The sequence below is a fragment of the Chlamydiales bacterium genome (assembly GCA_041395025.1).
Lineage (GTDB): Bacteria > Chlamydiota > Chlamydiia > Chlamydiales > JAAKFR01 > JAJACP01.
In genome coordinates, this window is record JAWLBH010000001.1 from 1,174,361 (window position 1) to 1,197,847 (window position 23,487).

The 23,487-nt window shown below is 38.2% G+C and carries 27 protein-coding genes and 3 tRNA genes; 20 read left to right on the forward strand and 10 right to left on the reverse strand.

What is annotated here, in order from left to right:
- Positions 1-333 precede the first annotated feature (333 nt).
- Positions 334-1,668, forward strand: coding sequence for a hypothetical protein (locus R3E91_05400; GenBank protein MEZ5315623.1), 1,335 nt, complete (start codon positions 334-336; stop codon positions 1,666-1,668).
- An 868-nt stretch (positions 1,669-2,536) separates the two neighbouring features.
- Here the strand turns inward: R3E91_05400 and R3E91_05405 are convergent.
- The 4 genes from R3E91_05405 to R3E91_05420 form a co-directional block, all read right to left on the reverse strand.
- Positions 2,537-2,848, reverse strand: coding sequence for a putative addiction module antidote protein (locus R3E91_05405; GenBank protein ID MEZ5315624.1), 312 nt, complete (start codon positions 2,846-2,848; stop codon positions 2,537-2,539).
- A gap of 2 nt (positions 2,849-2,850) precedes the next feature.
- Positions 2,851-3,336 (reverse strand): type II toxin-antitoxin system RelE/ParE family toxin, encoded by a 486-nt coding sequence (locus tag R3E91_05410; protein MEZ5315625.1) that lies wholly within the window; start codon positions 3,334-3,336, stop codon positions 2,851-2,853.
- Positions 3,337-3,433: 97 nt separating this feature from the next.
- Positions 3,434-4,138 carry a hypothetical protein gene (locus tag R3E91_05415; GenBank protein MEZ5315626.1) on the reverse strand — a complete coding sequence of 235 codons (705 nt, stop codon included), beginning with the start codon at positions 4,136-4,138 and terminating at the stop codon, positions 3,434-3,436.
- A 666-nt stretch (positions 4,139-4,804) separates the two neighbouring features.
- On the reverse strand, positions 4,805-5,002 hold the full coding sequence (locus R3E91_05420) for a hypothetical protein (protein ID MEZ5315627.1): 198 nt from the start codon (positions 5,000-5,002) through the stop codon (positions 4,805-4,807).
- Positions 5,003-5,436: 434 nt separating this feature from the next.
- Here R3E91_05420 and R3E91_05425 point away from each other — a divergent pair, with 434 nt between their 5' ends.
- Positions 5,437-6,837 (forward strand): hypothetical protein, encoded by a 1,401-nt coding sequence (locus R3E91_05425; protein ID MEZ5315628.1) that lies wholly within the window; start codon positions 5,437-5,439, stop codon positions 6,835-6,837.
- 6 nt (positions 6,838-6,843) lie between these two features.
- Here R3E91_05425 and R3E91_05430 read toward each other — a convergent pair whose 3' ends face one another.
- Positions 6,844-7,236, reverse strand: a complete 393-nt coding sequence (locus R3E91_05430) for a hypothetical protein (protein MEZ5315629.1) — start codon at positions 7,234-7,236, stop codon at positions 6,844-6,846.
- Between R3E91_05430 and R3E91_05435 the strand changes: the two genes are divergently transcribed.
- The 3 genes from R3E91_05435 (at position 7,235) to R3E91_05445 (ending at position 8,066) form a co-directional block, all read left to right on the forward strand.
- Positions 7,235-7,399 (forward strand): hypothetical protein, encoded by a 165-nt coding sequence (locus R3E91_05435; GenBank protein MEZ5315630.1) that lies wholly within the window; start codon positions 7,235-7,237, stop codon positions 7,397-7,399. The genes R3E91_05430 and R3E91_05435 overlap by 2 nt on opposite strands.
- Before the next feature lie 140 nt (positions 7,400-7,539).
- Positions 7,540-7,755, forward strand: a complete 216-nt coding sequence (locus tag R3E91_05440; protein MEZ5315631.1) for an ATP-binding cassette domain-containing protein — start codon at positions 7,540-7,542, stop codon at positions 7,753-7,755.
- On the forward strand, positions 7,731-8,066 hold the full coding sequence (locus R3E91_05445; protein MEZ5315632.1) for an ATP-binding cassette domain-containing protein: 336 nt from the start codon (positions 7,731-7,733) through the stop codon (positions 8,064-8,066). The genes R3E91_05440 and R3E91_05445 overlap by 25 nt, the downstream gene beginning before the upstream one ends.
- Positions 8,067-8,292: 226 nt before the next feature.
- Here R3E91_05445 and R3E91_05450 read toward each other — a convergent pair whose 3' ends face one another.
- Together R3E91_05450 and R3E91_05455 are read right to left on the reverse strand one after the other, a co-directional pair.
- Positions 8,293-8,505: a hypothetical protein gene (locus R3E91_05450; protein ID MEZ5315633.1), complete on the reverse strand. Its 213-nt coding sequence runs from the start codon at positions 8,503-8,505 to the stop codon at positions 8,293-8,295.
- 356 nt (positions 8,506-8,861) lie between these two features.
- Positions 8,862-8,935, reverse strand: a tRNA-Ile gene (locus R3E91_05455).
- A gap of 278 nt (positions 8,936-9,213) precedes the next feature.
- Here R3E91_05455 and R3E91_05460 point away from each other — a divergent pair.
- Positions 9,214-9,357, forward strand: coding sequence for a hypothetical protein (locus R3E91_05460; protein ID MEZ5315634.1), 144 nt, complete (start codon positions 9,214-9,216; stop codon positions 9,355-9,357).
- A 73-nt stretch (positions 9,358-9,430) separates the two neighbouring features.
- Positions 9,431-10,366, forward strand: a complete 936-nt coding sequence (locus R3E91_05465; protein ID MEZ5315635.1) for a DUF1207 domain-containing protein — start codon at positions 9,431-9,433, stop codon at positions 10,364-10,366.
- Positions 10,367-10,409: 43 nt separating this feature from the next.
- Here R3E91_05465 and R3E91_05470 read toward each other — a convergent pair whose 3' ends face one another.
- Positions 10,410-12,509 carry an LOG family protein gene (locus tag R3E91_05470; protein MEZ5315636.1) on the reverse strand — a complete coding sequence of 700 codons (2,100 nt, stop codon included), beginning with the start codon at positions 12,507-12,509 and terminating at the stop codon, positions 10,410-10,412.
- 236 nt (positions 12,510-12,745) lie between these two features.
- Between R3E91_05470 and R3E91_05475 the strand changes: the two genes are divergently transcribed.
- The 5 genes from R3E91_05475 (at position 12,746) to R3E91_05495 (ending at position 18,411) form a co-directional block, all read left to right on the forward strand.
- The gene (locus R3E91_05475) at positions 12,746-13,639 is read left to right on the forward strand and encodes an MYG1 family protein (protein MEZ5315637.1); all 894 of its coding nucleotides are present in this window, start codon (positions 12,746-12,748) and stop codon (positions 13,637-13,639) included.
- Positions 13,623-13,961, forward strand: a complete 339-nt coding sequence (locus R3E91_05480) for a histidine triad nucleotide-binding protein (GenBank protein ID MEZ5315638.1) — start codon at positions 13,623-13,625, stop codon at positions 13,959-13,961. Before R3E91_05475 ends, R3E91_05480 begins: the two co-directional genes overlap by 17 nt.
- A gap of 192 nt (positions 13,962-14,153) precedes the next feature.
- Positions 14,154-15,860, forward strand: coding sequence for a HEAT repeat domain-containing protein (locus R3E91_05485; GenBank protein MEZ5315639.1), 1,707 nt, complete (start codon positions 14,154-14,156; stop codon positions 15,858-15,860).
- 55 nt (positions 15,861-15,915) lie between these two features.
- Positions 15,916-17,094, forward strand: coding sequence for a Xaa-Pro peptidase family protein (locus tag R3E91_05490; GenBank protein ID MEZ5315640.1), 1,179 nt, complete (start codon positions 15,916-15,918; stop codon positions 17,092-17,094).
- 96 nt (positions 17,095-17,190) lie between these two features.
- Positions 17,191-18,411, forward strand: a complete 1,221-nt coding sequence (locus R3E91_05495; protein ID MEZ5315641.1) for an aromatic amino acid transport family protein — start codon at positions 17,191-17,193, stop codon at positions 18,409-18,411.
- A 31-nt stretch (positions 18,412-18,442) separates the two neighbouring features.
- Here the strand turns inward: R3E91_05495 and R3E91_05500 are convergent, their stop codons facing one another.
- Both R3E91_05500 and R3E91_05505 read right to left on the reverse strand, forming a co-directional pair.
- Positions 18,443-18,865 (reverse strand): SufE family protein, encoded by a 423-nt coding sequence (locus R3E91_05500; GenBank protein ID MEZ5315642.1) that lies wholly within the window; start codon positions 18,863-18,865, stop codon positions 18,443-18,445.
- A gap of 1 nt (position 18,866) precedes the next feature.
- On the reverse strand, positions 18,867-19,568 hold the full coding sequence (locus tag R3E91_05505; GenBank protein MEZ5315643.1) for a hypothetical protein: 702 nt from the start codon (positions 19,566-19,568) through the stop codon (positions 18,867-18,869).
- Positions 19,569-19,642: 74 nt separating this feature from the next.
- On the opposite strand from R3E91_05505, the gene infA reads away from it, so the two are divergent.
- From infA to rplA, 8 genes are all read left to right on the forward strand, one after another.
- A complete protein-coding gene (gene infA / locus R3E91_05510; GenBank protein MEZ5315644.1) occupies positions 19,643-19,882 on the forward strand; it encodes a translation initiation factor IF-1 in 240 nt (79 codons plus the stop codon).
- A 50-nt stretch (positions 19,883-19,932) separates the two neighbouring features.
- A tRNA-Thr gene (locus R3E91_05515) sits at positions 19,933-20,004 on the forward strand.
- Positions 20,005-20,056: 52 nt separating this feature from the next.
- A complete protein-coding gene (tuf, locus tag R3E91_05520) occupies positions 20,057-21,241 on the forward strand; it encodes an elongation factor Tu (GenBank protein MEZ5315645.1) in 1,185 nt (394 codons plus the stop codon).
- 41 nt (positions 21,242-21,282) lie between these two features.
- Positions 21,283-21,356, forward strand: a tRNA-Trp gene (locus R3E91_05525).
- 95 nt (positions 21,357-21,451) lie between these two features.
- Positions 21,452-21,700, forward strand: a complete 249-nt coding sequence (secE, locus tag R3E91_05530; protein MEZ5315646.1) for a preprotein translocase subunit SecE — start codon at positions 21,452-21,454, stop codon at positions 21,698-21,700.
- A 6-nt stretch (positions 21,701-21,706) separates the two neighbouring features.
- Complete coding sequence (nusG, locus tag R3E91_05535) at positions 21,707-22,252, forward strand: transcription termination/antitermination protein NusG (GenBank protein ID MEZ5315647.1); 546 nt, start codon at positions 21,707-21,709, stop codon at positions 22,250-22,252.
- 90 nt (positions 22,253-22,342) lie between these two features.
- Entirely contained in the window at positions 22,343-22,777 is a 435-nt protein-coding gene (gene rplK / locus R3E91_05540; GenBank protein MEZ5315648.1) for a 50S ribosomal protein L11, read from the forward strand.
- 8 nt (positions 22,778-22,785) lie between these two features.
- On the forward strand, positions 22,786-23,484 hold the full coding sequence (rplA, locus tag R3E91_05545; GenBank protein ID MEZ5315649.1) for a 50S ribosomal protein L1: 699 nt from the start codon (positions 22,786-22,788) through the stop codon (positions 23,482-23,484).
- Positions 23,485-23,487: the final 3 nt, after the last annotated feature.

Genomic DNA, 23,487 nt, shown 5'->3' on the forward strand with positions numbered 1-23,487 from the left:
AAGAGGTGCAAATAGGAGCTAAGTCGTTAAGAATAAAGATTGAAGAAAGCAGGACTTAAACCTGCGACCTACGAGTTATGAGTCCCATTCGTAGTAATACTCTGAACAAAAGAGAGTTAACCAGAATCGATTTTCTCTCGCAAGAAGTTTTGGATTCTATTCCTATGAGTTCCAAAATTTCCTCAATCTTTCTAGTCAATTGGGGAAAGATGATCCCTATTAGGGTCTATGCCTCTACCTTATTATATACCTTATTATATAAAGAATTTATTTAAATAATGTGGGTTAATTAAAATCTGTTAAAATTTTTAAAAAAAACTAGGCGGGTGATATATGTTTCCTTTATCGACTCCTTCGACTTGGGAGTATTTTAGGTCTTTTTTTTATAGTAATACAACTGTAAGTCCCATTGACCTTGAAGGGAACCTAACGATAGGTAAGTATAAATGCCCCGATGACTGGGTGATTCAAAGAGCTCAAACAATTACTTGTTACAACGAGGATGTGCAAAAAGTTTTATCTGAAACATTGACATATGAGCCTGAAGAAATTAAGAAAAGAGGAGAAGTTTTAAAAAAACATGGTTTTAAATTGCTCTCTTCAAAACTTCTTTTTAATAACTCCTTAGAAGATCTGGAAATAATTCCTTACTACAGCGTCTGTGAACATGAAGGACTAGATGGTTGGATCATTAAATCTGGAGCAAGGAGAATTTCAGAAGATTTAATACCACCGTTGCTTGCAAATGATCACAATGAATTCGCAATATCTACCCAGCATGATTCTCTATTACGCTTCGAGATGAGAGACAGGTTACGTCAAGCCGCCCAGCGACGCGGAATCGATCTGGTTATGCCGGAAGAATATGCAATCCCTTATTTAACAATAGATTCAACAGGAACAGATGTCACAAAACAGTATTTTGTATTGAGTAAAAAATTAGACGTTTTAAGTTCTGAAGAGACAGTTAAAGCTTTGAAAAATGAGGAACTTCAAAAGTGCTATGCCTCTAATGTAATCGCCCTTATTGAGGAAACTGGGTATACCGACATTAGCATTGATAATATTCGATTAACACAAAAAAATGAAATTACTATTTTAGATACTAAGCCTGTGGGTTTATTGACAAAGCGGGGGAATGTGTACCCTAAAGGCGGCAGCTTAGAGAAGCATGTTCGCATCGGTTTGTTCAATCTTAAGAAATTTGCAGAATTCAACAATTTGGACATTGTTGCTGAACAGGCTAGACAACATTATTATGCAGCTTTGAAATCTGTATCTATTACAAAAATTGCCCTTACAGCGCTTAGTTGTCTGATTCCTTTGGCGCTATTGATCTCGACAATCGTCTATCCCAATCTGTTGAATCAAGTTCTTACACAGCATCAGATACTAGCAGTACAAATGACTTTAGGATCATTAACTCCTTTAGTTCCAATTGTTTTATTAATTATTTCCGCGGTAAAATGTCGGTCTATTTATAATGAAGCTAAGGAATTAAAAGAAAAGGATTCAGGTTTTTTTACTAAAAATCGAGCCCTAAAAAATAGTAATTCGTTAGAATTCAAACATAGATTTGTTGAGCATCAGAAAGATATAATTTCTTTAAGCAGAAGATTTTTTAGACGTATAGAGGGTATCCCTTTTCAATCCGTGCATAGCGAGTGATTTCGTCTTCCCATAGGACACGATCACGTCCTCAACTCTCTTTGAGTTTCTTTAGGCTCAATGTGGGCTTTTCTTTGAGCCAGTTGAGAGGAGAGACAGCATAGCTGAGGAAGAGAGGAAAGGGATGAGATGTAGTGATTAGTTTAGTTGTTGCACTTGTCCGTTTGGATTCTTTGGAGGCTGGGGTTTCTGATAGGTACTGTCGCTCCTTACTGAGAAGAGCAGTATTTGATATGCACGACTAGGCGCCAAGGTGCGATTTCCAGTAAATGAGATGACGCTTTGTATCAGCAGCTGAGCGATGGTGGTCTAAAATACCATCTTGGATGTATCGATCGACGAGTTTGTCAAAGGTATGTTGATTTTTGTGATGATCGAAGTTGAATCGACCATTTTTGATTTCCCTTTCTGTATCTTTGGCCCAGTCCTCAGCTTCTTGCTTGCGCTCAAATGTTTTGTAGACTGTAGGGTAGTCTTTTGTGAGTCACAGCTCGCCAAGGCGGTGATGCCGTTTTTGTTTTTACGTCTATAGAAAGATGTCATATTCCAACCTTTTGGTTAAGAGTTTGGTTGGATGGCACCGGTTAAACTTTTCTTCACTGCACCATATTTGCGACTTCCTTTCGATGCGCTAGTAACAACAATGGTTCTCTGTATTATGATTCCTCTATGCTGAGATAGTATTACATTAAGTAAATGCTAAAGCTTCACACTCAAGTTTATAAGTCAATAAGCTCACGAGAATTTGTTGGTAATCAGCAGCTCTCTCATCATACACCTCAAAATCAGTGAGATAATTGCATTTACCACCTAATTGTTAAGGCGTCGTATTCTAAATGGTCTTCCATGCATTATCAAGTTTTGAAGCTCAAGCTGTTCTTCTTTTTCGAGGTTTTGGATGAATGGAAAGTTCCAAACCGACAGCTTCCAGTACCGATAGCAAATTAAAAAATCGAGGGTTACCACGCAGTGAGAGGGTGCGATACAAACTTTCACGGTTAAGATCGGCCTGTTCCGCTAACCAACTCATACCACCCTGAGCTTCGGCAATGTCGCGCAAGGCTAGAAGAAACACATGAGGATCTTCATCCTGAAGGGCAGCATTTAAATAGGCTGCGGCCTCATCACGATCTTGTAGCTGCTCTAAAAGATGCTCTTTATAGTCTCTAACCCTTCCCATTGTTATCTCCTTTTTTGCAGTTCCTTGTAAAACTGCCAATATTCTTTTGCTTTCTCAATATCGCGCTCTTGGGATCTTTTTGATCCATTGCAAAGCATGACCACCAGTTTATCGTGGGCTTTGCCAAAATAGAGGCGATATCCAGCTCCCATGTGAATGCGAAGTTCATATAGCCCTCGCGCTCCTTTGATAGTCTTGCAGTCACCAAAATTCCCCAGGCGCAATCGATTGATCTTGACCCTAACGGCTCCGCGGATTGTGCTGTCGAGTTTTTGTTCCCATTCAAGATAGGGGCATTTGCCGTTGTCCAGTTCAAGAAAGCCGACTTCCATAAGTATGGTTGTAGCTAATAAGCTACAATAAGTCAAATCCTTTTCGCTAAGCCAAAGATGATATTTATTCCACTCGGGAATCGGTATTAATCGTTTTTCCACGATGTTTTGATCCTCGTTGTTGTGAATTGATGCTCCTAATTGTGTTAAACACAACCTATTCATTTCCAATGAAATCAAAAGATTTTTTAGGTATAAGGGCTCCCTAAGAATAATGCCTTGAAAAGGTATTACAGGGGCATCGACAGAAAATTTAGGGATGGTAGGGAGTGTGAAAAAATAGAGATGTCCCTAATTTTTTGTATTTGGCGATGGCGAAACTGAGTTTCGATGTATTCTCGGAGGGTATGTTGGCTTGGGTTTCATCGTTTTCCGTGCAAAAATCCTCTTGGATTTTTTTTAGGATAGGCGAGTTTAACACATCCGTGATCTTGGTTTTAGTATGATTGTTCGTATCTTTTCTCCTTCGAATTTGTGCAACACTGTTTAGAATCAGTGATAAAAGCACGTGTTTAGGGAGAGCATTAAAATCAACAGATTGCACATCTTTTAGCCTATTCAAATACATTTTAGAGCGATTTTTAGAGTCGGACATATGAATTTCCATGAATTTGACGAATACTTGAGGCAGAGAAAATTCATTTCTGAGCAAACAGAGGCAAAAATCTTTTGTTTTTAGATAGCCATCCTTCAATGTTATGATCTCATTGTGGATAGAAGCATTGAGGATCATGGCGATATTTTTGCTATCGCCGTAGTCATAGAATTGTTGGATGCACTCTGGAGACATAGCCTCAGAGAGAGGTTCAAGGTCATAAAACAACAAAAGTGCTTGAAGGGGAGTCAGTAATTCCATCTTACACCAGTGCTCGCTTAAAAGAGGCCACTCCTCTTGTGCCTTCGTCAGAAAATCGATTTCTATTGATGTCTTGAGGATTTCATCCTGTGGTTCAGTCATGATCGCTCTCTCTGATGCAGTTAGTAGTTCGATTATGCTAGCAAGCTCCTCAACCAATGGACGTGTAAATGCGAGTAAAGCTTTGTTCCATTGTTTTATGCCCCAATACTTCGGCTATTTCCCGCAATGAATATCCAACCATAGCCAAATATGAACCTGCGGTATGCCGCGTAGGTCATGGAAGGTAAAATCGGTGACAGCAGATCGTTCAAGGCTGATTTCCACGTAGAGCGGAAACAACGGGGAGTATTTTTGTCATTTTGAGAGAGAAAAAGAAGAGCATTTCTCTCTATTTTACGCGTTTTGAGAATCTCTAAGACTTGTGCAGCAATGGGAAGTCCTTTATTTTCTCCGTTTTTCGTGTCGAGGAAGTAAAACATCTTTTTTTCCAGATCGACTTCTGATCATTTAAGGTTAAGGATCTCACCCTGTCTTGCACCGTGGTCAATGCAATCAGCACGATTAAGTAAAGGTCTCTATTTTTACTTGTTCGACATGCATTGAGGAGGGCTAGTAGCTCTTCCTTACTTAAAAATCGAACACGTCCAGGTGGTAGTTTGGGCTTTCTTACTTTTAAGTAGGGGTTTTCATGGATCCATTGCTATCATACCGCTAGGCTGAAGAGGTGCGATAGGGTCTCTAAATGTTGCTCAGCTTCGACAAAATTCAGGTATAAACCTCTTTCAATTTGGGATATTGCTTGGCATGTGTTAGAGTCTTAAATGTCTTGGAAATAGGGGTTTTCCCTTTAATCCGAATACAAACGCGATAGGTGACGGTACCATTTGGATGTTCGCGGCGATCAATGCCTGGTGGGATATTCATAACTTCTCCTTGTGTCTGTTTTTTCAAAGAGTTAGTCATGTGGTTTGTTGTCTCCCTTTGTGGCATTTTGCGGTTTAGTGGTCCTCAATTGGTCCAGAGAGTGTACCAAAGAGGCTAAGGATTGCTAAGAATTGTTTTTAATTCACTCACTTTCAGAGAGAAAAAGAGTGGGGCAAGCAGGACTTAAATCTGCGACCTACGGGTTATGAGTCCCATTCGCAGTAATACTCTGAACAAAAGAGAGTTAACCAGAATCGATTTTCTCTCGCAAGAAGTTTTGGATTCTATTCCGATGAGTTCCAAAATTTCCTCAATCTTTCTGGTCAATTGCGGAAAAATGATCCCTGTTAGGGTCTATGCCTTTACCTTATTATATACCTTATTATATAACTTATTATATAAAGAATTTATTTAAATAATGTGGGTTAATTAAAATCTGTTAAAACTTTTAAAAAAAACTAGGCGGGTGATATATGTCTCCTGCGACTTGGGATTATTTTAGGTCTTTTTTTTATAGTAATACAACTGTAAGTCCCATTGACCTTGAAGGGAACCTAACGGCAGGTAAGTATAAATGCTGCTATGAAGATGTGATTAAAACAGCTCAAAGAATTACTTCGAGCGAGGATGTGCAAAAAGTTTTATCTCAACCATTTGGCAATTATGTTCAGAAAATTCAGGAAAATCAGGAAATTGAGGAAAGAATAAAAGTTTTAAAAGAACATGGTTTTAAATTTCCCTATTCAACAAATGTTATTATTGACGATGAATCCTTCTCAAGAGCAGGGATCAAAACAGTTCCTGACTACAGCGTCCGTGAACATGGAGAGCCAGTTCCTTACTACAGCGTCTGTGAACATGAAGGACTAGATGGTTGGATCATTAAATCTGGAGTACCGAGAATTCCAGAAGATTTAATAAATGCAATGTACTTGTTTCCTCAATATGATCACAATGAATTCGCAATATCTACCCAGCATGATTCTCTATTACGCTTCGAGATGAGAGACAGGTTACGTCAAGCCGCCCAGCGACGCGGAATCGATCTGGTTATGCCGGAAGAATATGCAATCCCTTATTTAACAATAGATTCAACAGGAACAGATGTCACAAAACAGTATTTTGTATTGAGTAAAAAATTAGACGTTTTAAGTTCTGAAGAGACAGTTAAAGCTTTGAAAAATGAGGAACTTCAAAAGTGCTATGCCTCTAATGTAATCGCCCTTATTGAGGAAACTGGGTATACCGACATTAGCATTGATAATATTCGATTAACACAAAAAAATGAAATTACTATTTTAGATACTAAGCCTGTGGGTTTATTGACAAAGCGGGGGAATGAATTGTACCCTAAAGGCTCCAGCTTAGAGAAACATGTTCGCATCGGTTTGTTCAATCTTAAGGAATTTGCAGAACTCGCCGCTTTGAACATTGTTGCTGAACAGGCTGAACAACATTATTATGCAGCTTTGAAATCTGTATCTATTACAAAAATTGCCCTTACAGCGCTTAGTTGTCTGATTCCTTTGGCACTATTGATCTCAACAATCGTCTATCCCAATCTGTTGAATCAAGTTCTTACACAGCATCAGATACTAGCAGTACAAATGACTTTAGGATCATTAACTCCTTTAGTTCCAATTGTTTTATTAATTATTTCCGCGGTAAAATGTCGGTCTATTTATAATGAAGCTAAGGAATTAAAAGAAAAGGATTCAGGTTTTTTTACTAAAAATCGAGCCCTAAAAAATAGTAATTCGTTAGAATTCAAACATAGATTTGTTGAGCATCAGAAAGATATAATTTCTTTAAGCAGAAGATTTTTTAGACGTATAGAGGGTATCCCTTTTCAATCCTTTTATCATAGGCCATAAGTTTATTCAGATTTGGAGTGCCTTGATTGCAATCTCTTGACTTAGGTAGCGAAAGGCATCCACCACTGTCCGTTCTCTATCAAATATTTTCAGTGAGTAATCCCCTATTTGGATCTCCGTTTGCCCGAGCTCAATATTGCACATGCGAATGATGCGTGTTTTAGGTCTTTGAGGACTCTTAGATGCATCTGGGACGGCAATCCAAAATTCACGCATAATCGGATCAGTCAGATCATAATAACAAAGCGCAGAAATTAAACAGATAACTCCTCTTGGCACGCTCAGCGCGACTCGAGCTAGGTCTTCCCACTGGAATTCAATATCCATGTTGGCTTGGATTCCTATGACCCCTCGGCTGATACGTTCAATAATCTCTTTTTTGCAAAAATGCGAAAGCATGCGAAATGGTATTCCTGCTTTTCTTGCTTCAATTGCAGTAAAAACGGGCTTTTTAGCAAAAAAGGCAATTGGGAACCTATGTTACATAAATCTGATGGCAGAGAGCGGAGAGAAGCAGGCATTTTCTACTCTCAGCACACAATTTTACTATTCAACTGATTGAGCCTTAAAAATATCAAATTTCTTGAAATCGTCTAAAATTTATGGTAGAATGGCGGAAATTCTCTTTTGAGAAGCTTCTTTCAATGAGAATTTAAGTTTGCATCCAATCTGTTAACTAAAAATAACCCAAGGATCAAACTTATGTCTCAGCTTCTCATACAAATATCTCATCTTTTTAAATCTTTCGGCGTTTTTCCTCTTTTTGAGGATATTTCCCTTTCGATTAATGAAGAAGAGTTCTTTGCTTTGATTGGGGAAAATGGCGTAGGGAAAACAACGCTTCTGCAGCTTTTGGCTGGGATAATGCAGCCGGATTCTGGAGATTACAGCAGATGCTTTCTGTGCGAGAATTCATAGAAGGCAGTCCCCTTACAGATCTTGAAAAAGAAATGGCCGTTTGTCTTGAAGATCCAAACCGTTTGGCAGAGTGGGCCAAGTTGCACGAAAGGTACGAACACCTAGGTGGATATCGGCAAATTCCGAATCTCCCTATGTCCGATTTAAGTAGCGGCCAGCGCGTACGGTCAGCTTTGGCTAAAACACTAATCGAAAATCCGGATCTTCTTCTTTTAGATGAGCCTACTAATCATCTTGACCGAGAGATGCTCGAGTGGCTAGAAACGACTTTAAAAACAGAGGAAAGGAGCCTGTGTGATTATCTCTCATGATCGCAAATTTTTAAATGTCATCTGCAACCATTTCATTGAAATCAAAAACGGAAAGCTTTCCAGCTATGGAGGAAACTATGATTTCTATCTTGCAGAATAAGAAAGAATGCTTGAAAGGCAGATAAAGCCTTTGAAGCCCAGCAAGAAGAAAGAGTAAGCTTGAAGCAAAAAATCAAGGCGATCACTTTTTCAAAAAGTAAGCCACCCCCGGCGAAGGACCGTAATGTCATGGCTTAGGACAAAAAAGGAGAGAAGCATCAGAAATCGCTCCAGCATAAGCTCGCTGCCATAAGGTCTTATTTGCCAATTTCTGCAAAACCATCAGTAAAGGAGACAGAATCCTCGTCACTGGTCCGAATGGATGCGGAAAGACTACGCTTCTTAAAGTCATTGCTGGAATTATTCCTTTAGATGAAGGATGCATCCGGTCGACTTCCACCGCAAAAATCGCCTTGCTTCTTCTTGCTGCGCCCAGTCTTTAGCCTATTGGCGGGTCGGGAATGTTTTATAGGTAGGAGGAAAACCGTTGCTCTGTCGGATCATCACCCGATAGCTGTAGGTTCCGTTTTTCTTTTTACGTTTTTGAATGGTTGCCATATCTGCGCATGCTCCGTTTTTTAGGGTTAACGTGAGCAGATGGCATTATCCCACTGATGAGGAGTGCTGTAAAGTATTTTTGTGAAGGGCCGAGCTGTGCCATATGTGTGCCACGGGGTATTTTTCCGTAGTGAATTTTAATTTCAAAAGCTCAGTATTTCGCGCACTATTTCCTAATTTACAAGAGGATATGAAAAATGGGGCAAGCAGGACTTGAACCTGCGACCTACGGGTTATGAGTCCGCTGCTCTAACCGACTGAGCTATTGCCCCAGAATCTGCCTTAAAAACTCCATACAAGATACCTTTAAAAGGAAGGGATTGCAATAAAAGTTCTTAATCTACCTTCAAAATTCATAATCAATGCGTTGGGACAAAATATTAACTATTTAGAGATTGATTAAGATCAATCTCAAGTTTGTGATGAGATATATAAAATCTCTCTTCTTTTAAGATGGTTCCATAATTGGTAGATTGAAATCGTTAGTTTGCTTATTTTTAAAAAATGCGCATTTTCTTTTTTTTAGGGTTGATTTGTGCGGGATGGCTTTATGCAGGGCCAGAGCCTGTACAAAAACCGCTCTCGAGCTGATAATATTCCACAATCTCACATAGTAAATATGTGTGATGAATATATGACAGGGTATATTCAGGCGTTGATTGATATGCATTATTATGAGTTTCGTGTGCAGTGATTGCCTACAATCACACGATTTATGTGTTTAATTTACCTCATAATGAACTTTTTCACGTAGCATTCTTTGTTTTATTCATGATGTTCCTTGTGTTCATGATGTGATTCCAGTGAATGGTTGTCTTGAGGCGTTTATCTCTCAGATTGATATAGATTCTGCCTCTACTATTGGCAATTCGGCTGTTTTTACCTCAATATGCCTCCCTCCCCCTGAACCTCAGGTAAAAGCAATTTGGCTACCACAGAATACCGTGCTTTTTCATCCTTTGATTGCTGATCCAAGACAGGTGATGAATGCGGCTGCCTTACGTCTGAATGATAATGTGATTGGGAAACATGTAGGAGCTGCCTCTTTTGGAGGAGATTTTATTATTATCCGTTTAAAAGACATTCTCTATTGGCATGGCGATATGGATTTAGGAATTCAGGCAGGGATTTTCTCTGTTTTTGATCTCGATCATATTGAAGCTTGTATGGTGAATACGGACTTTTTTGCTTCTTTGCTTGCAACTTATGCCTTTGATCGTTGGTCATTTCGATTGCGATGGTGGCATATCTCTTCACATTTAGGTGATGAGTACCTTCTTTCCAATCCTGGGTTTGATCGATGTAATCTAAGTGATGAGGGAGTCGATTTTTTTGCCTCTTACCAATTTGGGTACGCAGTGCGTGTATATGGAGGGATGGGGTATATTTACTCACGTGATCAGGAATTTCCTGAAGAACCTCTGTATTTTGAAGGAGGTGCAGAAATTCGTATTTTCAGTGGGAAAGATCGTTTTAATCGTCTCTATATTCAGCCATTTTTAGCAATGAATTTTCGTACTTGGGAAGAACATGATTATGATATCGATCAGACCTATGCTCTGGGCGTAGAATGGAGCAAACTTCAAGGAGTCGGACAAAAATTTCGCGTTTGGATGGAATATCATAATGGATTCTCTAAAGAGGGTCAATTTGTAAAAGAACGGGCTGATTATCTAGCGCTTAAGATAAATTATGGATTTTAAATTTTAGAATAGAGTTGTTTGAATCGAGTCGGATTTTTTGACGCTATACGATCACAAACCCATCTGGGTATGTAGGTCCTTTAGGTCCAATATTGAGTTGTTGAGTGAAATAGTCTCGGTAAATTTTAAGACCTTGTTTTGCCGTTTGAATGCAAAAAAAACTATTACTTACCCATTCTGATCCTTGGATGGTTTTCGACAAGAGATTACACTGATATCGATAACTGATCTTTTTCTTCCAGTAATCAGGGGTACCAAATAATAAAATTGGGGCAAATCTACGAGACCCTACTTTATGGCGTAATTCTTCTAAAGCAAACTCAAAATCCGTTCCAATTCCTCCCATGACAAAAATTGGAAAATCGAGATAAAACTCTGCCTGCCTCTCAACAAGATGATCAAGACGATAGGTCATTTTAGCTTCGACATAACGGTTTTGTTGCTGTTCATTTGTGGGGATATCAGCCTCAACTTGAAAATTGACAATATTGGCACAGGAAAGAATGCCCAATTCTTTTGCCATGCGGTTACCCATTTCCATTGCCCCTGGACCTCCTCCAGTTACAAGGGCTAATGGAGTATTTGTATTCAGGAGAGGATGATTAATCTCCATGCGTAATGTTAAGACTCCTTCTAGGAGGATTTTTAATTCTTGTTCAAAATTGCCTCCAAGAAGATTCGATCCATAGATTCCAAAAAAAGTTGCCTTTTTAAATGTATCTACTTGTTTTAAAGGAACAAACATTCCTGAACTTTTCCCCGGCCTTTGGACATACTCTAAAATCTGATGACTCACTTTATCAGCCCAATAGATAGGGATGCCAAAAGTCACTAAATCAATTAACATCGCCCTATCTTCCTGAGAAAAGTATTCTCCTTCTGAACGTGAGGGGCTTTGAAAATAGATACGCATGAGTAATGATTGTACATAAAAAGAGAGAAGCATTCTTTTCATAAGGGGTGATGGGAAATAACGTGTAAACAAAACTCCTTGGCTAGTGATTACACCATTTTCTATCGCCTTTAAGAAGGGATAGCATGGTTGTTGTTTAATATATCGTTCGACCATCATGGCTTGACGAGTTTGGTCAGCTAACCCGGGAAAAGATTGTAAAGTAGGATTCCGTTGGATCCATTCTTTGCTTGTTAACCTTAATATCTGGTGCTTTTTAATAAGAAAAATGGCGGTACGATGATCTTTTGGTTCAGGAGCTGTTTCAAAGATTTCAAAAATAATTTTAGGGTTTTCCAAACATTCTTTTAATTGATCACGAAAACAAACATGCTCACGATGGGGTTCAAGGGTGAAAAATTCGAGTGGAATGTAGTCAATTTCTTGCGAGCTTTGGCCAAATAATTCATAGATATCTCCTGCTTCATTCTCAGGCTGCAAAATATTCGCTGTTGTGTGTTCAAACCCTTCTGGTAGAGAGGTGTTGACGACTCGACCAAAGACAGTTCTGAGACATAGAGGTAAAGAAGAAGCTAAGAGAATCTCATGAGAGGAAACAGTGCGAGAAAGATATGGAGCGAATTTTTGGTGTAACCTAAGAAGGTAACGCATAGAGATCTGATGGTGTAATGCTTTTCCAATCGTAGGAAGAACTCCTTGGATAGAAGGTTCATACTCAATCCGTCCCTCTTTTAAAGGAATGAAAGCAATCACTCTCCCATCAATTTTCTCCATGATGAGTTGTTGATTGGGCTTTGTCTCACCAAGAGAAAGAAGAGGAAATCCTTTCCTATCCGATCGGCTAAATAAACGGATAAGATAATCAGGGTTACGAACACGTCGTCGTTCATCAGCTGCAAATAATTTACCAATATAAACTCCTGGATTGAGATAATTTACCATCTCTTTTGCTAACTTGCCTCTTGTTGAAATCAAGACTTCTATAGAGGCTTTTCTGCCTTTTTGATCTAGGATGATATTTTTCCCCAGTCCATTTAGACCAAGTTGTGCTAAAACACTTTTAAAATTGAAAACGACTTGATCTTGTGGAATTTTGAAACCGAGAAAATTAGGAGCAATATCTTTGATCAAAACTTCAGCAATGATGGAGTTTTCATTAAGGTAATGGATTTTTTCAATATACCCATCTGGAGTAACAAGATCATAATCATTAAGGTACAGATCGCTCATCAGTTGTAGCATACCCTAGTTTTATCCTTTTTATCTTTTAATATTAACTGCATTTTGTATAAAAATTTTTGGGGAAGATTTTTTCATCTAAATGATTAAAAGATATAACAGAAAATTAAGATGAATAAATTTGAGAAATAGTCAAAAGAATTCTGGTTGGAGCTGTTGAATGAGATTCTCATCTTGCTCATAAATTTATTTTGCTTAAAATGTATGGATTTAAATTTAGGTTATTTTTGAAAACACCACGTTCGATAGGGACTCATGATGGAACTTTTCATGCCGATGAAGTCACAGCCTGTGCTCTTCTGATTGTTTTTGATATGGGTGATCGTGATAAAATTCTTCGATCACGAGATGTTGAAAAATTGGCTGCTTGTGATTTTTTATGCGATGTAGGCGGGATATATGACCCATCTTTAAAATGTTTTGACCACCATCAAGCCTCTTTCACAGGCCATTTAAGCAGTGCGGGTATGATTTTAAAATATTGTCATGAAATGAAAGTCATCTCTCAAGAAATGTTTTTTCATTTAAATCAATCTCTAATTTTAGGGATTGATGCTCATGATAATGGTCAATTGATGCATGAAGTGGGTGTCTGTACTTTTTCTGCTGTGATTGCGAATTATAATCCAACTACATACGATGCCTCACCAGAAGAATTAGATTGTGCTTTTCATAAAGCACTTGATTTTGCAATTGACTATTTACAATCTTCAATTGGACATTTTAACTACAGGATCGCTTGTCGTCAGGATGTAAAAGAAGCGATGAATAAGGCAAAAAAATGTCTTATTTTCGATCATTCTTTGCCTTGGTTGGAGAGTTTTTTTGCAATTGGAGGGGCTCACCATCCTGCACTTTTTATCATTATGCCAGTAGGAAAAAATTGGAAATTACGAGCAATCCCTCCTGATTATGATCATTCTATGGAAGTGAGACTTCCTCTTCCTAAAAGTTGGGCGGGTTTATTAGGGAATGAGTTAAAGAAAAAGAGTGGCATTGAAGGAGCAATTTTTTGTCACAAGGGGCGTTTTATTTCTGTCTGGGAAACTCGAGAGGATGCGATCGAGGCATTGAAACAAGTATTTAAGGACAATAACATAAAATATGAAGACGCTTTTTGAGAAAATCATTAGTGGCGAATTGCCAACTGATAAAGTGTATGAAGATGAAAAAATTCTCGTGATTAAAGATAAATTTCCCCAGGCACCTATTCATTTTTTGCTGATTCCTAAAAAGCCTATTCCTAATCTCAACTCTATGTGTGAAGAAGATTTTTCTCTTGTAGGAGAGATTTTTCGTATTGGACAGAAGTTAGCTAATGCATTTGAGGTGGATCAAGAAGGATACAGAATAGTCGTAAATAATGGTAGGAATGCAGGTCAAGAGATAGCCCACGTGCATTTTCACTTGATAGGTGGGAAACGTTTGGGTCCCATTGGATAAGAGGTTTCTCCAGCTCTTAAAATTCTTTTTCTTCTCGTATTCAGTGATTTAAAACAAGCTATCGGCTATCTCGAAGTTGCGCGATAGGCAAAATAAGAGTGTTCAAAGATCCTCTGTTTTGAATTCATGTTGATCTAATCAACATATTTTTTTATCACTAGCGCTATAGAATAAGCAAATATAGGTTTTTAGGTGAGATGGCTCAATCTTTTGATGATGTGTACACTCCCTTTTTCTTTGTTAGCCTCAGTAGAATCCGTTCAACGGATTCAGTCTCTTCTCATAATAGGTGATACCACATCTGCGCTTTGTGAGTCGAAAAAACTATTCGCTTTATCCCCAGAGGATTCTTCTTCCTATGAGTATTTATTCAAAAGTTTAGGAGCAGCTGGCTTGGAAGGGGAAATGGTGAATTTTTGGCATGATTTTCATGATCGCTTTCCCGAAAAAGCCATGAGTCAGGATTCTCTTGAAGAGATGGCGTGGGTGATTTTAAGAAAAGGGCTCAAAGCACCAGGGTCTATTTCGCAATTGGTCAGTATGATTGGAGCTGCCTTAACTCAAGATATCTATGCTATTCCATTTTTAATTACAGGATTAAGACATACAAATTCTAGAATTCGATCGGTTTGTTTGGAATTGGCTGCTCTCTACGGGGATCAACCTTTAAAAGAAGAAATGATCAGAATATTGCAAAATGAGCCTATATACGAAGTCCGGCTTGCTTTATATAAAGCGCTTTCCCAACTTCATATAGAAGAGGTCATGCCTGAACTTATCACACGTGTGCAAGATCCAAAAATTGGTGCTCAAGAGAAATCTATTTTGATTAAAGCCATTGTGAATTTTCGTGATTCAATTCAAGATGAAGAAATTCACCTTTTAGCATCGAGCAAACGAGCTGCTTTGCGTGAATTAGCTTGTGAATTAATTGCTCATTATGAAGAGAAAAAAAATATCAAGATTTTGCATCAACTTCTTAGTGATCCACACCCTGATGTGAAAATAGCTGCTCTAAAAGGATTGGGATTTTTAAGAATTTCACCAACAGATCAAGTAAAAAAACTAGCTCAAAATGCTGATCATCCGATTGTTGGAATTACAGCTTCTTGGGTTTGGGTCTTAGCAGATCCTGATGATGGGGAAGAAGCATTGAGTCGATGGCTATTTCATAAGAATCCTAAAGTTCAGACAATAGCAGCTGGAGCTTTATTAGCAGCAGGTAAGTATGGGATAAACTTAGCACATCGCTATTTAAACACGGTGCAAAATCCTTATGTAAAGGCAAATTTGGCACTTGCTCTTATTAATCAGAGAGAGTTTTGTGAGGAATCTTGCGAGATTCTGGATCATTTTTTGCGGAATCAGAAAGAGAAATGGATGATCCTGGAAGAGGGAGGATTTCCTGCTTTAGCCAAGAGCAACCTTGCTCATAATCCAGTGATTCCAAATTTTCCAGCAATCGTGAATCAAAAAGTAAGATTAAAATTATTAAACATCTTAGCTATTCTAGAATATCCAGGTGTGGAAGAAGCAATTAAACTATTTCTTCATGATAGACAATGGGGCCTAACAGGATTAGCTGCTGAATTGTTACTTAGCGAAGGAAGTGAATCAGCCATAGATCATGTACGAGCAATTCTTGAGAGCCAAGATCCTCATACTAGAGTTGAAGCAGCTCTTGTTCTTGCCACTTGGGGACATGATCCAACAGCTGTTCCCTATTTAATTTCTGCTTATCCTGAAGGAGATCGACAGCTAAAAATTAAAATTCTTGAGGCATTAGGACCAATAGGCAGTCGAGAAACTCTTCCATTTTTAGTGGAAAGATTGAAAGAACCTTCATTGGTATTAAGAATGATTGCTGCCTCAGTATTAATTCAAACTCTAAATAGTTAAAACGCGAAAGCTCACAGTTTGAAAAAAGCCTCGTTTTTTGCAATAGTAAGTTTTAATGAAAAAAAAAATTTTACAGATTCAACATTGGTTAGATGAAAAGCAAATAGATGGTTGGCTTATCTATGATAATCATGGTTCAAATCGTTTTGCTCACAAACTTTTAGAAATCCCTCCACATCTTGTAATTACAAGACGGTTTTTTTACTGGATTCCTAGGCAAGGTGAACCTAAGAAAATCCTTCATACTATTGAGTCAGAGAGTTTAAATATGCTTCCAGGATTGAAATATCTTTACTTGTCTTGGACAGATTTAGAAAAGGTTTTAGAAAAGGTTTTAAATAGAGTTAAGGTAGTGATCATGGAGTATTCTCCACGCAATCTAAATCCAAATATTTCAGTTGTAGATGCTGGCACGATTGAAGTGATTCGCAGCTTTGGGATAGAAATCAAAAGCTCTGCTGACTTAGTTCAACACCACACTAGTGTTCTCAATGAGAGTCAAATAGCCTCTCATTTCGAGGCAGCTACAGTTTTAGAAACCATTTTTTCTAAGGTATGGGATTTGATTGCTAATGCAATTTGGAAAAAGCAGAATATTACCGAATACGATGTGCAAAAATTTATTTTGAGCGAGTTTACAGCATACAACTGCATTACTGAAGATAGCCCGACTTGCTCAGTCAATGAGCACTCAGCACTTCCTCATTATCGAGCACGGAAAGATCATGCGCATGTCATTCGTAAAGGGGATTTTATCTTGATTGATATGTGGTGTAAAAAAAATGTCCCCGAAAGCATTTATGCTGACCTCACTCGTGTTGGAATAGCCGCTCCACAACCAACTCCTTATCAGGAAGAGGTTTTCAAAATAGTTAAGGGAGGATTAATAGAGACGATTGATTATATAGATCATCATATTAAAAGAGGGTTATCTGGTTGTGAAGTGGATGATTTTTGTCGACAATATATCACACGTGCTGGTTACGGAGAGTATTTTATCCATAGAACTGGACATAACATTGATACACACGTCCATGGAGCCGGAGTGAATTTTGATAACCTAGAAATGGCTGATCATCGGAAAATTTTACCAGGAATGTGCTTTTCCATTGAGCCAGGTATTTATTTATCTGGCACATTTGGTGTACGCATCGAATATAATCTATTGATAGCAAGCGATTATTCAATACGTATTACAGGTGGGAAAGAGGAAAATATAATTTGTTTTTTATAAAAGCTCTTCTATTTCTTTTAGTCATTACATCATCGGCTTTTATTTACTTTTTATCTTGTTTTATGAAAAACTACCTTTTTTTTCTAAGGAAGAGTCATGTTATCTAAAAAAGGAAGTATTTTAGGAGCTTCGCTTCTTGTTGCAGGAACATGCATTGGGGGTGGCATGTTGGCTCTTCCTATCGTGACAGGTCCTTATGGCTTTTTGCCTTCTTTTTTTTTATTGCTTATTAGCTGGGCTTTTATGACAACCACAGCTTTATTGCTTGCTGAGGCGAATCTCTGGATGGAAGAAGGGGTTCATATTATTACGTTGGCTTCTCGTTTATTAGGTCCAGTTGGTAAAGCGATAGCCTGGCTGCTTTATCTATTTATCGGATATGCTTCTCTTGTTGCTTATGCTGCAGGGGGAGGTGGGTTAATCACTTCTGCAACTGAAAGATTTTTTGGAATAGCCATCTCACCATCTTGGGCTATTGTTTCATTTGTTCTAGTTTTAGGAGCGGTGATCTATTTTGGAAATATGATTGTTGGAAGAGTCAATACGATACTGATGTTGGGTTTGATTGGAGCTTACATTCTTTTAATTGGAAGAGGAGTAGACTATATCAAGTGGCATTATTTAGCACGTAGTCTATGGAAAAATCATCTTGTCGCTCTTCCTATGCTTTTAACAGTTTTTAGTTTTCAAACGATTGTTCCTAGTTTGACGCTCTATCTAAAACAGGATGGAAAAGCTTTGCGCATGTCAATTATTATCGGAACAACGATCACATTTTTTGTTTACCTGATTTGGCAAGCCCTTGTTTTAGGAACGGTCCCGCTAGAGGGAGAATATGGCTTGGCTCATGCCCTCATGGTTGGTCAAGGAGTCACAGATTATCTTGCAGTCTCTTTTGGAAGTTCATGGATTGGAATGATGACAGATTTTTTTGCTTTCTTTGCTCTAGTCACCTCTTTTCTTGGGATTGCATTAGGATTGTTTGATTTTCTATCTGATGGTTTAAAAATTCATGAAAATCGCTGGGGAAGTATTGCATTAGGATTACTAATCGTAATCCCTACGTTGTTTTTTGTTTTGATTATGGAAAGAGTCTTCCTGATTGCTCTTGATACCTCAGGAGGAATAGGAGATGCCATCTTAAATGGAATTTTCCCTGCCCTTATGGTTTGGGTAGGCCGTTACCGAAAGGGGTATCTTTCGGATTTTTCTTTACCGCTCGGGAAACCGATGCTTGTGTTTGTGATGTCCTATGCTGTTTTTGTTTTTCTTATTGAAATAGCTGGGAAAATTGGATGGATGGTGTCAATAGGATAGGATCTTAAATAAAGATAGTTAAAGATTTTTTCTACTCTATCCTTTGAGAAAGGGAGAATTTCAGAGCTTCTTGTTTCATTTTAAGATAAAGACTTGCAAGACCATTAGCTCGTCCCGGAGTTAATGACGCTGGAATTCCTAGCTCTTCTAGAAAATCTGGAGGAGTTGTAAGGACAAACTCTGGAGAATGATTAGTATAAGCTTCAATTAAAATAGCTGCAAGTCCAGCAGAAATGAGTGCATCAGAAGCCGCAGTAAAAAAAATCACTCCTTCTTTGAATTCACTATGAAGATACATAATGCTTTGACAACCTTTGACTAGGGACTCTGTTGTTTTCCAATCAGATCTAAATGGAGAAAGACGATGTCCCCATTCGATGATTTTTTTGTAAGTCTCTTCATAAGTTGTACATAAGGAGAAACTATCTTGAATGCTTCGAATATCAAGCGTCATGTCATTGAGGTTGGGTTGTTAATTCATAATCAGCAGCTTCTAGTTGTACTAAACAGTTTTCTAATTTTTCTCGCTGTTTATCGAATTTTCTGATTTGCTCGTTTCCTATTTTCAAGAGATGTTGAATATTTTTTCTTGAATCGATCCTTTCTTTAGGATCAGGACCTAAATTTTGTTTACATATTATCTTTGTCAGGACCTGATTTCCTATGAAAACTCCAATCAATCCTCCTAAAACATAGGGAAAAGTGACACAAGCTACGAGAAACACGGTGACAGCTACTGTAAGAAGCACTTGACGAGTAGCATTTTCATCGAGTCTTTTAATGCCGTTATTTAGAATATTCCATGGGGTGTATTTTAAGCTTTTTTGAGGGTCGTCATGACAAAAGACTTGAGTTGCAAGAACAGCTCCACAACACCCCACTCCAATTCCAATAGAAAAACCAATTGTGAGAGGTCTTGCAACAGCTTGAAAGCCATATAGCGCGCCGGTTGATATGATGATAAAAGACCAAGCTAAAAGATACCCGATAATCTGCTTCCAGTTTTTTTTAATAAACCTTACAACCGCTCGAACAGATGAGGATCTTGAAACTCTTTCACCAAAACCAGTGAATGCTTCTTTGATACAATTCACACTCATAGAGAGGATTTTATGAAAAACAGAAAATTTTAGCAAACTGTAATTTTTTGTCGACACAAGGAATAGTTGACCTTAATATCAATCTTATTGTTTAATCTTTGTTTTTCTTATTGAACTAGTATAAAGGGATAATGGCGAAAGAAGATATGATTAAAGTTGAGGGGGTTGTAGAAGAGCTGCTTCCCAATATGCATTTTCGTGTCCTTATATTGGAGAACAAAATGATCGTCATTGCTCATCTTTGTGGAAAGATGCGTATGCGTAATATTCGTGTTTTAACTGGAGATAAAGTCACTGTTGAAATGTCTCCTTATGATCTTTCTAAAGCGCGTATTATCTATCGACATCGTGATATTAGGGATAAAAGTTGATTTATTTTAGATTTATCACGTAGGATGTGCTCTTTTTACATCAGTCATGTGCCCAGATAGCTCAGTGGTAGAGCACTTGCATGGTAAGCAAGCGGTCGTAGGTTCAATTCCTATTTTGGGCATAGAAAATTTAAAAAGATTTATTTTAAACTATTTAAAAAAGAGGATTCATAAATGGCTAAGGCAAAATATCAAAGAACTAAGCCGCACATCAATATAGGGACAATTGGCCATGTTGACCACGGTAAAACGACTCTTACAGCAGCTATTACTAAAGTACTGGCTGAGGAAGGAGGAGCTACCTTTCGCGACTATCTTTCAATTGATAACACTCCTGAGGAGAAACAGCGTGGAATTACGATTAATTCGAGCCATGTTGAGTACCAAACAGCAAAACGCCATTACGCACACGTGGATTGTCCAGGCCATGCCGATTATGTGAAAAACATGATTACAGGGGCTGCTCAGATGGATGGTGGAATCCTTGTGGTTGCGGCAACAGATGGTGCAATGCCTCAAACAAAAGAACATATTCTTCTAGCTCGCCAAGTGGGTGTGCCATACATTGTGGTTTTTCTCAACAAGTGTGATATGGTGGGTGAAAGTGATCAAGAGTTGATTGAGCTGGTTGAGATGGAACTTTTAGAACTTCTTGAAGAGAAGGGCTACAAAGACACCCCAATTATCAAAGGTTCTGCGCTTAGAGCTTTGGAGGGAGATCCAAAATATGTTCAGAGCATTAAAGATTTGATGCAGACGGTTGATGAACACATTTTAACACCAACACGCGAAATAGATAAGCCTTTTCTTATGCCAATTGAAGATGTTTTTTCTATTTCCGGACGTGGAACAGTCGCAACTGGTCGAGTTGAAAGAGGTTCTGTTAAACTTAACGATAAAATCCAAATTGTTGGATTGGGAAAGACACGCGATACAGTGGCTACTGGTCTTGAAATGTTTAATAAAATTCTTGAAGAAGCCAACGCTGGAGAAAATGTTGGAGTGCTACTCAGAGGTGTAGAGAAAAAAGATATCGAACGCGGAATGGTACTTTGTGCTCCTGGTTCTGTAACACCACATAAGAAGTTTAAAGGTGCTGTTTATATTTTAACTAAAGATGAGGGAGGCCGGCATAAGCCATTTTTTACAGGATATCGTCCCCAGTTCTATCTCCGAACAACAGATGTGACTGGTACTGTAGAGCTTCCTGCTGGTACAGAAATGGTTATGCCTGGTGATAATATTGAAATTACAGCTGAACTCATTTCAGTAGTTGCAATGGAAGAAGGAATGCGTTTTGCTATCCGAGAAGGCGGTCGTACAATCGGTGCTGGAACAATTTCTCAAATTATCGAGTAGGAGAGTAAAAGACCTATCTTGTGAGCTTTTTGCATTACAATGGGTGTGTAGCTCAGCTTGGTAGAGCAGCGGTCTCCAAAGCCGCCGGTCGGGGGTTCGAGTCCCTCCGCACTCGAATGTTGTAATGAACATCGGTAGCAAGTTATTTTTTAATTCTTCTTAGGGCCTTTTTATAAGTTCAGATGACCATGCACAGGGGCGATATGAAAGATGAATGGTAAAAAAAATCAATTAAATGTTTCAAAGAAATTGCAAAGCCGAAAATGGGTTACATTTTGTGGAGAAGTTAAACAAGAGCTCAAGAAAGTTGATTGGACAGATAAGGAAGAACTTAAGAAGTATACAAAGATTGTTCTATTAAGTACTTTTATTTTCGGGATGTTTGTCTATTTTGTCGATTTGCTAATTCAAGGATTCTTGGGCGGAGTGAATTTAATTTTTAAATTTTTTATAGGATAATTTTTCATGCATAAGTGGTATGTTGTCCAAGTTTTTACCGCCCAAGAAAAGAAAGTAAAAAAAGCTCTTGAAGAATTTCGTGAGTCTTCTGGTTTATTGGACTTTATTCAAGAAATTTTACTTCCTACAGAAAATGTGATGGAGGTGAAGAAAGGGGAGCATAAAATTAGTGAAAAACGGATTTGGCCTGGCTATGTCTTAATCAAAATGGTCTTGACTGATGAGTCTTGGCAGTATGTTAAGGCGACAACAGGAGTCATTGATTTTTTAGGTGGAGACAAGCCTACAGCATTGACAGATAATGAAGTGAAAGAAATTTTAGCAGATTTGGAATCGAAGAAGAAAGGAGTCACTCAAAAGCATAAATTTGAGTTGGGCAGTCGAGTGAAGATTAATGATGGAGTCTTTGTAAACTTTATTGGTAACGTAGTCGAAGTTTTTCAGGAAAAAGGACGTTTGAGTGTCATGGTTTCTATTTTTGGACGAGACACACGTGTAGATGATCTTGAGTTTTGGCAAGTTGAAGAAGTGGGGCCAGAAACAGATGGATGAGAAAAAATTTCCATTTACTCTTTAAAAACACTACCTTGAAAAAACCTGTCTAATTATAATGATTCGCCACTAGAAAAAGATAAAGTAAGCATTATGGCTAAAAAAGTTATCAAAGTCATTAAACTACAAATCTCTGCTGGGAAAGCAAACCCAGCACCTCCTATTGGGCCAGCATTAGGAGCAGCAGGCCTAAATATTATGGCATTTTGCAAGGAGTTTAATGCAAAAACACAAGATAAAATTGGCGATATTCTTCCAGTTGAAATTATTGTCTATCAAGATAAGAGTTTTACTTTTCAGACAAAACAGCCTCCTGTTGCTGAAATGATTAAAAAAAAGATTTCTGTTGAAAAAGGATCTAGCACTCCAAATCGCGATAAAATAGGGAAGTTAACAAATAAGCAAGTGCAAGAAATCGCTGAAAAAAAATATGAGGACATGGGGGTTCGTTCTATGGCTTCTGCCATGCGAATGGTTGAAGGAACAGCGAAGAGTATGGGAATAGATATAGACCTTCAGAATTAGGAAAATAGATGGGGTATAAAAGCAAACGCATTCGAAAAATTACATCATTGATTGATAAATCTGCTCTTCATTCTTTTGATGAAGCCGTGGAGATTTTACAAAAATGTCCACCCGTTAAATTTGATCAAACTCTTGATCTGTCTGTTAGATTAGGTGTGGATCCAAAGAAATCTGATCAGAATGTTAGAGGGACGGTTTCTTTGCCAAATGGAACAGGAAAATCACTTCGTGTACTTGTATTTGCTGCTGGTGAAAAAAAGAAAGAAGCCTTAGATGCTGGCGCTGAGTATGCAGGTAGTGAGGAGTTATTTGAAAAAGTGAAAGAAGGTTGGACTGATTTTGATGTTGTAGTTGCTACTCCTGATATGATGCGAGAAGTTGGAAAGTTAGGTAAAGTATTAGGTCCTAGAGGTTTAATGCCAACGCCGAAAGGTGGTACTGTAACAACTAACGTTGCACAAGCAGTGAATGAAATAAAGCAAGGAAAGATCGAATTTAAAGTTGATCGTCATGGGTTGTGTAATAATGGAATAGGAAAGCTTTCTTTCAACAAAGAGAAGCTTTTGGAAAATGTTCATGCGTTTCTTTCAGCAATTGGCCGTGCCAAACCTGCCTCTGCTAAAGGACAGTATTTTGTTTCATGTACTCTTTCTTCAACTATGGGTCCTGGTCTAAAAATTGATCTCCGTGAGATCCCATACATATAATAA

Coding starts and splice junctions, on each gene's coding strand:
- R3E91_05400 (MEZ5315623.1), top strand. CDS start 334: ATGTTTCCTTTATCGACTCCTTCGACTTGGGAGTATTTTAGGTCTTTT.
- R3E91_05405 (MEZ5315624.1), bottom strand. CDS start 2,848: ATGGGAAGGGTTAGAGACTATAAAGAGCATCTTTTAGAGCAGCTACAA.
- R3E91_05415 (MEZ5315626.1), bottom strand. CDS start 4,138: ATGACTGAACCACAGGATGAAATCCTCAAGACATCAATAGAAATCGAT.
- R3E91_05420 (MEZ5315627.1), bottom strand. CDS start 5,002: ATGACTAACTCTTTGAAAAAACAGACACAAGGAGAAGTTATGAATATC.
- R3E91_05425 (MEZ5315628.1), top strand. CDS start 5,437: ATGTCTCCTGCGACTTGGGATTATTTTAGGTCTTTTTTTTATAGTAAT.
- R3E91_05435 (MEZ5315630.1), top strand. CDS start 7,235: ATGCGAAATGGTATTCCTGCTTTTCTTGCTTCAATTGCAGTAAAAACG.
- R3E91_05430 (MEZ5315629.1), bottom strand. CDS start 7,236: ATGCTTTCGCATTTTTGCAAAAAAGAGATTATTGAACGTATCAGCCGA.
- R3E91_05440 (MEZ5315631.1), top strand. CDS start 7,540: ATGTCTCAGCTTCTCATACAAATATCTCATCTTTTTAAATCTTTCGGC.
- R3E91_05445 (MEZ5315632.1), top strand. CDS start 7,731: ATGCTTTCTGTGCGAGAATTCATAGAAGGCAGTCCCCTTACAGATCTT.
- R3E91_05460 (MEZ5315634.1), top strand. CDS start 9,214: ATGCAGGGCCAGAGCCTGTACAAAAACCGCTCTCGAGCTGATAATATT.
- R3E91_05470 (MEZ5315636.1), bottom strand. CDS start 12,509: ATGAGCGATCTGTACCTTAATGATTATGATCTTGTTACTCCAGATGGG.
- R3E91_05480 (MEZ5315638.1), top strand. CDS start 13,623: ATGAAGACGCTTTTTGAGAAAATCATTAGTGGCGAATTGCCAACTGAT.
- R3E91_05490 (MEZ5315640.1), top strand. CDS start 15,916: ATGAAAAAAAAAATTTTACAGATTCAACATTGGTTAGATGAAAAGCAA.
- R3E91_05495 (MEZ5315641.1), top strand. CDS start 17,191: ATGTTATCTAAAAAAGGAAGTATTTTAGGAGCTTCGCTTCTTGTTGCA.
- R3E91_05500 (MEZ5315642.1), bottom strand. CDS start 18,865: ATGACGCTTGATATTCGAAGCATTCAAGATAGTTTCTCCTTATGTACA.
- infA (MEZ5315644.1), top strand. CDS start 19,643: ATGGCGAAAGAAGATATGATTAAAGTTGAGGGGGTTGTAGAAGAGCTG.
- tuf (MEZ5315645.1), top strand. CDS start 20,057: ATGGCTAAGGCAAAATATCAAAGAACTAAGCCGCACATCAATATAGGG.
- secE (MEZ5315646.1), top strand. CDS start 21,452: ATGAATGGTAAAAAAAATCAATTAAATGTTTCAAAGAAATTGCAAAGC.
- nusG (MEZ5315647.1), top strand. CDS start 21,707: ATGCATAAGTGGTATGTTGTCCAAGTTTTTACCGCCCAAGAAAAGAAA.
- rplA (MEZ5315649.1), top strand. CDS start 22,786: ATGGGGTATAAAAGCAAACGCATTCGAAAAATTACATCATTGATTGAT.